Origin of the sequence: Thiothrix fructosivorans (genome assembly GCF_017349355.1) — a bacterium.
Taxonomy (GTDB): Bacteria; Pseudomonadota; Gammaproteobacteria; order Thiotrichales; family Thiotrichaceae; genus Thiothrix; species Thiothrix fructosivorans.
In genome coordinates, this window is the sequence record NZ_JAFMPM010000005.1 from 33,323 (window position 1) to 45,682 (window position 12,360).

The window sequence follows — 12,360 nt, forward strand, 5'->3', positions numbered from 1 at the left end:
CGTTTTACTCTGTGAATCAGGGGTTTCTTTTGCTTACAGAAACTGCATATTTGGCTAATCAGGAATCGAAGTTACGAATTAGCCATAATTGAATGTTGTGGTGACTATTCCCATTCCGGCAAACAAAGCCGCCATGTGGGCAGCAAGCGCGTAAACCTTTCCATTCCTGCCAGTTCACCGCGCAAGACTCCCCAGCGAGCCAAATCAAACGAATCCCGATACAAATACGCCACCCAGTCCGCCAGCCGCACGGCTGCATAGGTTTCTGCATCGTGAGACTCGCTGCCATCCAGTCCTGCACTGTACTGGTATCCACTCACAACCGTTGCCGCGTCATAGCCCCAGCGATGCAGCGCAATCGCCGCTGTGCCTGCTCGAAATGTCACCTCTTCAGGCAAACTTGCTTCGGCAGCCGAGGCAATAGGGTCGAGTGCAGCAGGTAATTCCGAGAAATGCAGGTTGGCGAACAAGGCTTTAATGTGAGCCTCAAGTTCGGGCGTATTCGCGACATGCCAGAAATTGAAGACCACGGTTTGGCGCGGCTGGGTCACTTCGGTGACACCATGATAAGACTTCGGGTGCAGCAAAAAGCCAAAGGCTTTGTTGTGTTCAGGGTTAACCTTGAATACCGCTTCGCCTTCTGGTGAGGCAAATAATTCCAGTACCCCACCATGTTCAGCTTGCCAATGCTTATTGAGTTGCAAGACCAAACGCGCAATCTCATAGCCCAAGAACGGTCGGTCGCTGTGGATGCCAATGACGTGTCCGGGCAGCATCCGTTGCGCCGTGACCATAAAACGTTCTACGAGTGGTAATCCCGTAATCTCGCGTATTCGAGCGAGTATTTCGGCATGAAACGTTGCAGGAATCTCGTCAGTAACGTCGCGCAGTGAGCAGCGGTAAAACGCCCCATCCCGATGTTGCCACTCGCTGTCTTGCACAAAGAGCTGCTCAAGCATCACGCACTGTTCTTCAGAAAAAGTAGCATCTACAGCAAAAAAAGGAAAAGGGATTTGATGGTGGTTGGGTTGCAATAGCAACGGCTAAACTCCTAAACTTTGCGGAATAATATCGGCATAAGCAAATCCATCACGTTCAATAACAGCACCGACGTTTACCGGAATGGGTTTATTGAACATGGGGCCAGCCACGACTACGGTGTGAATTTCACCGTTTTCGCCGCAAGGGTGGCAGCCATCTGGGAAGTCAGCAATCACCTCTTTAGACCAGCGTTTGCCAGCCAAGTGTGCTGGAAGTTTATTCAGATCAACGCTGCTAATGTGTGCGTGCAAACCCGCCGCTAGCATGGTTTCAACCAAGTATCGGGTACACATACCCCACAGTGGGAACAACGGGCTAATGCCAGTGCCTTGCAATTGCCGTTCGCGGTATTGGCGAATTTCACTCACAAAAAGATCGCCAAACGCCATGCATTCCACTTGATTTCGGGCGACGGATACGATGTATGCCTGCATAATGGCATCGTATTGCTCATTGCTACATTCGTCTGGCAGTACTACTAGTTCAATGGGCAAACCTGCGGCATCCGCTTGGCGATGTAACATTTCGATGCGGGTGTCGTGCATAGAGGCACGATTGTGTTTTTGTTCGATGATGGTAAACAAGCCCACCAGTTCAATGGCAGGGTCTTGCTGGAGCAGGTGCAGCGCCCATGCACTGTCTTTACCGCTGCTCCAACTGAGCACGGTTTTTCTTTTGATAAGCCCTCTGCGTTTGAGCATCAACGGTATTGCCGAAGATACAACCACTCAAACCCACGCTTCGCCCAATGGAATACGCGGCAATTTGGTAACATCAAATTCTTCTGTTCAGTACGATAAACCAACATGCCTTTCGCGTTGGAATCGACGATACACATCAATTCAACCTTGAAAGTGGCATCCGCAACACCGCCATTAAGTTCCGCCAACACGTTTTTCGCCGCAGCTTCCGCTTGCAAATCTGCCATGTGCGCTTGTTTCGGCATCCAATCAGGGCCAGGAAAACTGCCGGAATCGCCTGCGACATATACCTTGTCGAATCCTTCGACCTTGCAATGCTTGTCAGCTTTGAGCAAACCGCCGGAAGAACGGGGCAGGGTGGTGTTATCAAACCACAGATTGCCCGTCATCCCCGGCATAAACAGAATCAAATCAGCCGCAAATTCGCCGCCTTCGGTTTTCACCTTATCGGCCTCGAAGCCTTTCATTTTGTGACCGAGGTGCGTTTCAATGCCGCGTTTTTGCATTTCATCCAGCAAGCCTTTCACGGCTTGTTCACCCAAACGGTTGCCCGGTTTATCGGCAGGGCTGAAAAATACCAGCTTGAATTTGTCGCGGCGACCTTGTTGGCGCAGCAAGGTATCCGTGCCAAACAGGAACTCGAACATCGGTCCCCCACGCATCGCGCTTGGCTCATTCGGATTGCCCGCAAAACCAATCGCAATCGTGCCGCCTTGCAGCGCATTCAAACGGTCACGGATTTTTTCTGCCGCCGCAATGCCTTCGCACGGCGTAATCGCGTGTTCGATCCCCGGCAACTTCTTGATGAAACGCCCGCCAGAAGCAATGATCAGCGCATCGTTAGCCACGTCGCCATTATCGGTTTCGACAATGCGTCCGCCATCGCGCAAACCTGTGACATTGCCTTGGTGAAAGGTGACATTCATGCGGCTGAAGAAATTGCCTAACGGCACAATCAAATCTTCACGTTTACGGATACCGCTCGGAATCCAAATAATCCCTGGCAAATAGTGTAATTCAGCACGTGGCGCAATGACGGTGATTGCGACGTTTTTATCGTGTTTGCGCAATTCGCGCACAGAACTCAGGGCAGCGAAACCCGCCCCAATAATGGTGATTTTTTTCATGTTTATGCTCGTTTCCATGTGGTGCCGCCCGCGCCATCTTCCAACAGCACGCCTTGTGCTTTGAGTTCGTCGCGGATACGGTCAGATTCTGCCCATTGCTTGGCTTTGCGGGCATCCAATCTTTGCTGAATTAGGCTTTCAATTGCTGCATCGTCCAAATCCCCTGCACCCGCCGCACCTTTGAACCAGCTTTCTGGGTCCTCTTGCAACAAGCCCACGACGTTACCGAGGCGTTGTAGCAGCGCACCCAATGCCGCAGCCGACGCATCACTTTGGGTTTTGCGGATGCGGTTAATATCGCCCGCTAGCTCAAACAGCACCGCAATCGCTTCTGGCGTGTTGAAATCATCGTCCATCGCGGCGATAAAACGCTTTTCGTAATAGGTATACGCCGCTGGCCCCGATTCTGGCAAGCCACGAATCGCGGTATACAAACGTGACAATGATGCCCGTGCCGCATCCAACTGATCTGTGCCGTAATTCAACTGGCTACGGTAATGGCTGTTTAGGATGAAGAAACGCACTTCCGCCGCTTTGTAATCTTTCAAGACTTCACGGATGGTGAAGAAATTGTTCAACGACTTCGACATTTTCTCATCGTTGACGCGGATGAAGCCATTGTGCATCCAGTAATTGACGTGTTTATGCCCGATGCAACCTTCGCTTTGCGCGATTTCATTTTCGTGGTGCGGGAACTGCAAATCGCTGCCGCCGCCGTGAATGTCGAAATGATCGCCCAACAGTTTCTGCGACATGGCGGAACATTCGATATGCCAGCCGGGGCGACCTTGCCCCCACGGCGCATCCCATGCGGGTTCGCCCGGTTTCACGGCTTTCCACAGCACGAAATCGAGCGGATCGTCTTTGATTTCATCGACCGCGACGCGTTCGCCCGCCCGTAACTCGTCCAACTTGCGCCCAGAGAGTTTGCCGTAACCGTTGAATTTGGAGACATCGTAATACACGTCGCCATTCTTGCCTTGATACGCCATGCCCTTGTCGAGCAAGGTTTGAATCATCGCCAGCATTTCGGGGACGTTACCCGTGGCACGCGGTTCAGCGTCAGGGCGCATCACATTGAGAGAATCTTCATCTTCGTGCATTGCGTCGATGAAACGTTGGGTCAACGCATCCATCGGTTCGCCGTTTTCAGCAGCACGTTTGATGATTTTGTCATCGATGTCGGTGATATTGCGGACGTATTCCACCACGTAACCGCTGGTTTTGAGGTAACGGTATACCGTGTCGAATACCACCATGACCCGTGCGTGACCCAGATGACAGTAGTCATAAACCGTCATCCCACACACGTACATGCGCACTTGTCCGGGTTCAAGCGGTGTGAAAACTTCTTTTTGGCGAGTCAGGCTATTGTAAATGTGTAACATGATGGTTCTTCAACAGGTTAATCAATGAGTTTGCTTAGGATAGTAGCACCGTTGCTCAGGGTTTTGTGGACGGGGCAACGATCCGCAATATCCAATAGGCGTTCACGCTGGTCAGCGGTGAGGTCGCCTTCGATGTGGATGTCGCGCTCAAACGCACTTTGTTTATGGGCATCACGACTATGCCGCAAGGTGACGATGACGTTTTCGACAGGCCATTTCTTACGCTCGGCATACATGCGAATAGTCATGGCTGTACACGCACCCAGCGCCGCTTTCAAGTATTGATAAGGGGCGGCACCAAGGTCATCACCGCCTAGTGGTACGGGTTCATCTGCAACCATTTGGTGTTTACCGGCGTTAATATTGCAGGTGTAAGTGTCCGCTTTATCGCGCAAACTGACAATGACGGTATGGGGGTCTTTGGGTTGTGCGTCCATGTGTTTCCTTTCAGCGGGGTTGGCAATCAGATGAGGAATGGTAGCGGAAAGGCGGGCGTGCTGCCAGCATAGGCAGCGGTAAAAACTAGCTTTGGAAAAACTGCGTCGCCGTTTCGCCATCCGGTGGTTGCAACTGTAGCAAGTCAGCTTCCACGCCCGCCATTTCGCCCAGCATTCCGGTGTAGCGGCGCAAATCGGCTTGTAGTTCGGTCAGTTCTTGCCGGAAGGCAAGGCGTTGCGCGGCATCCCCGAATGCACCAGAATCGGAGAGTTTGTGCCATTTTGACGTGAAGGGGCGGATAATTTGGTTCAGTACCACTATCGCCAGTTTGGTGAATTGCAGGCTGTCGCGTCCGTTTTGTTTGATGATGCTGCGAGTGGTGGGGAACAGCGAGTAGATGCTGTCGAGTGCGGCTTTTTCATCCCCGTCAGCGGTATCGAGCGTTTGGGTGGTGATGCGGGTCAGCAGTTCGATGTACATTTCCCACGCGGCATCCTTGTCAGCATCCGCAAATTTCAGTTCGATGTTGAGGAAGGGCGGGTTGAGTTGCAGCTTGGTCATTTTCCATTTGGTCAGCCAGTCGAGCCAGATCATAAGCAGTCCTTCAGTGTGTTTAATAACGCTGACAGAATAGCGCAACTTTGTGATGCAAAACATCCCTTCTAGTTGTCAGATCGTTTATTATCCGTTTATCGGAAATTTGCTATCAGTTATCAGTATGCACGATATTTTTCTCAGTTATTCGACCAAAGACCGTGACCGTTTAAAGCCGCTGTTTCAAGCATTGGCGCAACAGGGCTGGTCAGTGTTTTGGGATCATCAGTCTATCCACACAGGCGAAAATTGGCATCGTAAGATTGAAGAAGCCATTAACAATAGCCGTTGTGTCGTGGTGGTTTGGTCAAAGCATTCGATACAGTCAGAATGGGTGTTGGAGGAAGCCAACAAAGCTAAAAGCCGCAATGTGCTGTTTCCAATCAGGATTGATGCGATTGAGTTACCGTTTGGTTTTGGATTGTTGCAGGCGGGTGATTTCACTGGTTGGAATGGCAAAGGCGATCATCCTGCTTTTATTGAATTGGCAGCACAGATTTACGGGTTCTTAGGGCGTGGTTCTCAGCCACTTCAGCCACCGCCAGCATCGAAATCTCGGATGGGTGCGGTGTTAGCGGGCGTGGCTGCTGTGGCGGTGGCAGGTGGGGGTGTGTATTGGCAGCAAAAGGGCGGTTTTTCTGCGGAATATCTCGTTGCGCTGGTGCAACCAGCCGCGCCTGTTGCTCAACCCAAGGTTGTCGCTGCGCCAGTTGAGTCTAAACCGCCTGTTACGCCGCCAATTGTCGAACCGGAAGTACCCAAAAGTTATCAGTTAACCGTCAAAACTACGCCGGAAAATGCAGCTATCACGGTTGATGGCGATGCCTATGAAGCAGGTAAAGTGTGGAAATCGGGTGCATACACGGTCAAAGCAATGGCTGATGGTTACAAACCTGTTGAACAGGTTGTCACCATCAAGGATCAAGATGCAGCAGTTAGCCTGACGTTGGAGGCGATACGTTACGCGCTGACGATTAACACCAAGCCAGAGAATGCCAAAATTAGCCTGTCGGGTGGTGTGGGTTATAGCTCTGGTATCTTGTTGCAGCCAGATGATTATGTGGTGAAAGTCGAAGCTGATGGTTATCAGCCGCAGGAAAAGGCGTTCACTATTGCTGCGGGTGATCAAACACTGAATGTCGAACTCAAGCCTATTCGCTTAGAGTATGAGCCTGAAATGGTGTCGATTCCGGCAGGTACGTTCACGATGGGGTGCGTGGAAAGCCGTGATGTAGTGAGTGGTATGGATAAGTGTGATGACGATGAAAAACCCACTCACGAAGTCACCCTCAATGCTTTTCGGATGGGCAAATACGAAGTGACCTTCGACCAATGGGATGCTTGTGAACAAGCCAAAGTTTGCCCGCACGCAGAATATAAGGGTTTGGGGCGTGGCAATCGTCCAGTGATCAATGTCAGTTGGTATGATATTACTCAGAAATATATTCCGTGGTTGAATAAAGAAACGGGTAAAACTTATCGCCTGCCGACCGAAGCAGAATGGGAATACGCGGCGCTTGGTGGTGCGAATACTGCTTATCCTTGGGGCAATGCGATTGGCAAGGGAAATGTCAACTGTGACAATGTTTCCTGTGGTGACAAATTTGAGTATATCGCGCCTGTCGGGAGTTTTGCGGTGAATGGCTATGGTCTGAGTGATATGCATGGCAATGTGTTGGAATGGTGTCAAGATTGGTATGGGGATTATTCGTCTTCTCCTGTCAGTAACCCTAAAGGTGCTTTTAGTGGCACTTACCGCGTGTTGCGCGGTGGCTCGTGGCGCAGCGCTGCTCGGCTCGTGCGTTCCGCTAACCGTGACTTCCTCACGCCGGATAATCGGGACAACGACTACGGCTTCCGCCTCGTCCTCCCCTAGGTCAAGTTGAGCCAAGCAGGGCGGCTTTAGCCGCAACAGGCCGCGAAGCGGCAAAGTCTTGGCGCGGCTGAGTCCGGCAAATGCAGCGGCGTTATCGGAGTAGCCGTAGCGTTTGTTGGAGTCAGACGAGCTTTTGCAGGGTGCAGGGGTGCAACCCCTGCCGACGGCATTTTTGCATATAATCAAATTCTTTTTTCCAAGAAAAGGATAAATAATCGTAGGGGCAGACCCCCGTGTCTGCCCTCTTCCTCCCCCTCTTTTCTTCTCGGTGGTTGACCCCAGAAAGAGACGGATAGCGAGAGAAGAGAAAGGAAGATTAAAGAGAAGAGGGTAGACACGGGGGTCTACCCCTACGGTGGATATTTTCGTTCGTGGGGTTTAACGTATTAATAAATCAAATAATAAGGGGGATAACAGGAATGTCAAATTATAATCCTGATCTTCATCATCGGCATTCTATTCGTCTGCACGGCTATGATTATTCCCAAAACGGTCTGTATTTCGTCACCATTTGCACCCATAACCGTGAATGCCTGTTTGGGGACATCAGGGATGGTGAAATGCACCCGAATGATGCGGGAAAAATGATACAAAGGGTGTGGGATGAAATCCCAAACCACTACCCCGGCATCGGTATTGAACACTTTGTCGTTATGCCCAACCACATCCACGGAATCATCACTCTCCACGACACTCCTCAGCCGAAGTTGTCGCTTGCCGGATGTGGTGCAACGGTTTAAAACGATGACCACGAAACAGTATGTCGATGGGGTTAAATACCATCATTGGCAGGCATTTTCCGGCAAATTATGGCAGCGTAATTATTGGGAACACATTATCCGCACCGAACAATCCCTGCGTGAAATTGCCGCCTACATCACCACCAATCCAGCCCAATGGGAAACCGATACCTTACACACGTAACATCACCACAAACCCCATCTGATGGAAACGATACCCTGCACATGTAGGGGCAGACCCCCGTGTCTGCCCTTTTTCAGGCGAAGAGGGCAGACACAGGGGTCTGCCCCTACGGTTGCTGATACTTTGGTTGGCATTACCCGTCCGTTCATGACATGAAAAGAAGGTAAATCAGTCGTATATTTGACTGATTTTAATGTATAGTCAGTCGTAAAATCGGAGGACTCCTCATGGAAAAAGACAAAATCTTCGTTATCCTGAGCGATTGGAACGCTTGGAACAAGCCGTTACCCCCCACTTTCAGCCGCCCATTGTACGAGCAAGAAATCGCCCGCAAAGCCAAGTCCGGCGAAGTGATTGTGATCAAGGGCGTGCGCCGCAGCGGTAAATCAACTCTACTGACCAACGAAATCAAACGCCTGCAAGCGGGTGGAATGCCCGCCAAAAACATCCTGTTCGTGAACCTTGAAGATCAGCGTTTCTCTTTGTTCGAGCCGCTTACCCTGTTGGAAAAAATCAAGGAAACGTGGCTGGAATACGTGCAGCCGCAAGGCGACACCGTGATTATGCTGGATGAGGTGCAGAACATTCCCCAATGGGAAAAATGGGTGCTGAAGGAATACGAAATAGGCAGCAGCAAGTTGTACGTCACTGGCTCGAATTCGCAATTGCTGGGGGTGGAATTCGGTACGGCGCTCACCGGGCGTTACCTTGATGTGGAAGTTTACCCGCTGGGCTTCAAAGAATTCTTGCTATTCCACGCGGTTGAGATTCACTCACGGGCGGACTTTATCCAGCAACAGCTTAAGGTCAAGCAGCTTTTCAGGCGCTACGTGGCGTTTGGCGGTTTCCCCAAAATTGCGTTAACCGATGACGAATTACTGGCGAAAGAAACGCTTAAAGTTTACTTCGACTCGATTTTGCTACGCGATATTGTCAGCCGTCATAAGCTGAATAATTTTGCGGTTCTTCAGGAATTGTCGCTGTTTTTGCTGTCGAATAACGCCACTTTGAATGCCTACAACAAGCTGAAAAACACCTTCAATGTGTCGTTTGAGAGGATTCGCGAGTATGTGGAGTTTCTGCAAGGTGCTTACTTGATTTTTACGCTCAACAAATTTGATTATTCGTATAAAAAGCAGGTGGTTAATCCAAAGAAATTCTATGCGGTAGATACTGGCTTGTCCAATAACGTGTCATTCAGCGTATCCGCCAAGATTGCTCAGAATCTCGAAAATATTGTGTTTTTGGAACTGAAACGGCGGCATGAAAACGCTTTTTACTACAAGACGGCCAATAATCTGGAAGTGGATTTTTTAGTGGAGCGGGATGATTGCTACGAACTGATTCAAGTGTGTGCAACGCTGCAAGATAGCGCCACCCGTCAGCGCGAATTGCGTGTGTTTGCGGTTGCCGCAGCGGAGTTGCACAAGCCCATCAAGCCACTGATTTTGACGTTGGATGAGAGTGAAACGGTGGTACAAGACGGTTTAAGCATCGACATTCGCCATGTGTTGGAATGGTTGTGTTTGTAGCACTTAACCTGCCTGCTGTTGCTCCAACCACGCCAACACATCGTCATTCTTAACCCGCTCGTAAATGGCTTCGACGGGCAGGGTGGCGTTGACCGATTCCAGCACTACCTCATCCCCCAGAAAGTAATAAGCGGATTGCCAACTGGCACTGCGGCGTTGCACTTCGACTTCGGCAAAATCTTGCTCAATCAGCACGTATTCTAGCAGGCTAGGGATGGCGAGGTACTCCAGCCGTTTTTCGCCTTTGTCTTTTTTGCGGGTGCTTTTGGAGAGCACTTCGATAATGAGGATGGGGCTTTCTCTGATCTGATCATCGTCTGAGGCATCATCGTCACACACGACGACAACATCGGGGTAACGGAAGCGTTTACCCAACGTCTTCAACAGCATGTCGCTACTCAGCGGGACACAGGAAGTCCCCCGTAAATGACTCCACAACAGTCCTGAGATATTGGCGGCAATCAGGTTGTGTTTGAGGCTACCTCCAGCCATTGCATAGACTTGACCATCCACATATTCATGCCTGATTTCGCTGATCTTTTCGCCTGCCAAATAGTCTTCTATTGAAAGGTAATCAAATTTCTCTGCCAATGCTGCCATAACGTCACCCACTGATTTGCCTAGTGCTGATGTTAGCATAGCAGGTGTTTAGCTTTGGAAAAACTGCGTCGCCGTTTCGCCATCCGGCTGCTGTAACCAGCGTTGCGTCAGCGCTGCCACGCGCTCTGGGTAATGCGCCACCACATCCCGCGCTGCCGCTTGCACGGCTGGCAGCCAATGCTGATCACGCAGCAAACTCGCCACGCGCAAGCGCACATCGCCTGTCTGGCGCGTCCCCAACACTTCACCGGGACCGCGTAATTCCAAATCAATATCCGCAATCATAAAACCATCGGTGGTAGTACGCATCGCATCCAGTCGTTTCCGCGCTGTCCTGCCCAGCGGATGTTGATACAGCAATACGCAACTACTGGCAACACTGCCGCGCCCAACCCGTCCGCGCAACTGGTGCAACTGCGACAAACCCATGCGTTCGGCATTTTCGATCACCATTAATGACGCATTCGGCACATCCACCCCCACCTCAATCACCGTCGTTGCTACCAAAAGCTGAATTTCCCCCAGCTTAAATTGGCGCATCATGTTTTCTTTTTCCGAACCATGCAGCCGCCCGTGTACCAGTCCAACGGCCACATGCGGCAAGCGTTCGTGCAGCGTCGCAGCGGTGACTTCCGCCGCTTCACATTGCAGCGCTTCGGATTCTTCGATCAATGTGCAAACCCAATACACCTGCCGACCTTCGCGACATGCGGCTGAGATCCGTTCGATGACCTCATCGCGGCGCTCATTGTTCAGGGCAACGGTGGTAATCGGTGTACGTCCCGGCGGTAATTCATCAATCACCGAATAATCCAAATCGCCATAAGCTGTCATTGCCAGCGTGCGCGGAATCGGTGTCGCTGTCATCACCAATTGGTGCGGGTAATGCTCGCCTTGCTTGCCTTTTTCGCGCAATGCCATGCGCTGATGCACGCCGAAACGGTGCTGTTCGTCGATAATGATCAGCCCCAATTGCAAGAATTCCACCGTGCGTTGGAAGAGGGCGTGTGTGCCGACCGCGATATGCCCGATGCCCAGCAGCAGGTTCTCCACCTTGCGGCGGCGTTGCCGTGGGGTTTGATTGCCAGAAATGTATACCGTTTCAATACCCAAGGGTTCGAGCCAGCGTACCAAGTTTTGGTAATGCTGTTCCGCTAGCAATTCAGTCGGTGCCATGAGCGCGACCTGAAAGCCGTTGGTAATCGCGTGTAAGGCTGCGGCGACGGCGACCAGTGTTTTGCCCGACCCGACATCGCCTTGCACCAAGCGATTCATCGGTACGTCTTGCTGCAAATCGTGGGTAATGTCCGCAATCACGCGATTTTGTGCGTTCGTAGGGGCAAAGGGTAGGGCGCGACGTAATTGCTGCCAATAGCGATTGTCTTCCCGCATGGCGTGCGCTTGCACTTGTTTAAGTTCGTGCCGTGCTTGTTGCACACCGAGCTGATGCGCCAGCAATTCCTCGAAAATCAGCCGATGCGGGCGCATTCCTTCCACGGTTGAACCGGATGGCGGCGTATGCAATTTGCGTAAATCGTGCGCCAGTGGCGGAAAACGGTGTTGCCGTACTACGTTTTCCGGCAATAGATCGGGTAATGTGTCGACATGCTCCAACGCCAAGTCGATTAAGCGGCGCAGGCTGCGTTGCTGCAAACCTTCGGTGGTGGGATATGTGGGGGTCAGCGTGTTCGCAATCGGTTCGGGGGCATCGGCTCTGAGGTAGTGGCATTCGGGGTGTGCCATTTCCAGCTTCATGCCGGATTGGCGCACTTCACCAAAACAGCGCAGTAACACGCCTTTGCGCAAGCTGTATTTCTGGGCGGAGGTAAAGTGGAAAAAGCGTAAGATCAGCGTGCCGCTGCCGTCGTTGAGGTAGCACAGCAACATGGTGCGCCCACGTTGCACCACCTCGGCGTAGTCGATTTCACCTTCGACCAGCACTTCTTGCCCGACTTTTAGGCTGGCGATGGGGTAAATGCGCGTGCGATCCTGATAACGCATCGGCAAGTGAAACAGCAAGTCCGCCACCCGCAAGATGCCCAACCGTACCAACTTTTCCGCTACCGCATCACCGACCCCACGCAGGGCGGTGACAGGTTGTTGCAAAAAGTCGGGTTCGGCTGGTTCACTCATGCCGTG

At 51.5% G+C, this 12,360-nt stretch carries 12 protein-coding genes; 4 read left to right on the forward strand and 8 right to left on the reverse strand.

Annotation, left to right across the window (positions count from 1 at the left end):
- Positions 1-104 precede the first annotated feature (104 nt).
- From J1836_RS01235 to J1836_RS01260, 6 genes are all read right to left on the reverse strand, one after another.
- The gene (locus tag J1836_RS01235; RefSeq protein WP_242632683.1) at positions 105-959 is read right to left on the reverse strand and encodes a 2OG-Fe(II) oxygenase; all 855 of its coding nucleotides are present in this window, start codon (positions 957-959) and stop codon (positions 105-107) included.
- A gap of 84 nt (positions 960-1,043) precedes the next feature.
- Positions 1,044-1,742 carry a Dph6-related ATP pyrophosphatase gene (locus tag J1836_RS01240; protein WP_207249458.1) on the reverse strand — a complete coding sequence of 233 codons (699 nt, stop codon included), beginning with the start codon at positions 1,740-1,742 and terminating at the stop codon, positions 1,044-1,046.
- Entirely contained in the window at positions 1,742-2,869 is a 1,128-nt protein-coding gene (locus tag J1836_RS01245; protein WP_207249626.1) for an NAD(P)/FAD-dependent oxidoreductase, read from the reverse strand. The genes J1836_RS01240 and J1836_RS01245 overlap by 1 nt, the downstream gene beginning before the upstream one ends.
- Before the next feature lie 2 nt (positions 2,870-2,871).
- Positions 2,872-4,257, reverse strand: a complete 1,386-nt coding sequence (gene cysS, locus J1836_RS01250) for a cysteine--tRNA ligase (RefSeq protein WP_207249459.1) — start codon at positions 4,255-4,257, stop codon at positions 2,872-2,874.
- Between the two features lie 17 nt (positions 4,258-4,274).
- Positions 4,275-4,694: an OsmC family protein gene (locus tag J1836_RS01255; protein WP_207249460.1), complete on the reverse strand. Its 420-nt coding sequence runs from the start codon at positions 4,692-4,694 to the stop codon at positions 4,275-4,277.
- Positions 4,695-4,779: 85 nt separating this feature from the next.
- A complete protein-coding gene (locus J1836_RS01260) occupies positions 4,780-5,289 on the reverse strand; it encodes a hypothetical protein (protein WP_207249461.1) in 510 nt (169 codons plus the stop codon).
- 124 nt (positions 5,290-5,413) lie between these two features.
- Between J1836_RS01260 and J1836_RS01265 the strand changes: the two genes are divergently transcribed.
- The 4 genes from J1836_RS01265 to J1836_RS01275 all read left to right on the forward strand — a co-directional run bounded on the left by J1836_RS01265 (position 5,414) and on the right by J1836_RS01275 (position 9,621).
- Positions 5,414-7,165 carry an SUMF1/EgtB/PvdO family nonheme iron enzyme gene (locus J1836_RS01265; RefSeq protein WP_207249462.1) on the forward strand — a complete coding sequence of 584 codons (1,752 nt, stop codon included), beginning with the start codon at positions 5,414-5,416 and terminating at the stop codon, positions 7,163-7,165.
- 419 nt (positions 7,166-7,584) lie between these two features.
- Positions 7,585-7,905 (forward strand): transposase, encoded by a 321-nt coding sequence (locus tag J1836_RS21370; RefSeq protein ID WP_242632684.1) that lies wholly within the window; start codon positions 7,585-7,587, stop codon positions 7,903-7,905.
- 4 nt (positions 7,906-7,909) lie between these two features.
- Positions 7,910-8,089 (forward strand): transposase, encoded by a 180-nt coding sequence (locus J1836_RS21375; protein WP_242632685.1) that lies wholly within the window; start codon positions 7,910-7,912, stop codon positions 8,087-8,089.
- A gap of 227 nt (positions 8,090-8,316) precedes the next feature.
- Positions 8,317-9,621 (forward strand): ATP-binding protein, encoded by a 1,305-nt coding sequence (locus tag J1836_RS01275; protein ID WP_207249463.1) that lies wholly within the window; start codon positions 8,317-8,319, stop codon positions 9,619-9,621.
- A 3-nt stretch (positions 9,622-9,624) separates the two neighbouring features.
- On the opposite strand, the gene J1836_RS01280 is transcribed toward J1836_RS01275, so the two are convergent.
- Together J1836_RS01280 and recG are read right to left on the reverse strand one after the other, a co-directional pair.
- Positions 9,625-10,260, reverse strand: coding sequence for a Uma2 family endonuclease (locus J1836_RS01280; protein WP_242632686.1), 636 nt, complete (start codon positions 10,258-10,260; stop codon positions 9,625-9,627).
- 9 nt (positions 10,261-10,269) lie between these two features.
- Complete coding sequence (gene recG / locus J1836_RS01285) at positions 10,270-12,354, reverse strand: ATP-dependent DNA helicase RecG (protein ID WP_207249464.1); 2,085 nt, start codon at positions 12,352-12,354, stop codon at positions 10,270-10,272.
- Positions 12,355-12,360: the final 6 nt, after the last annotated feature.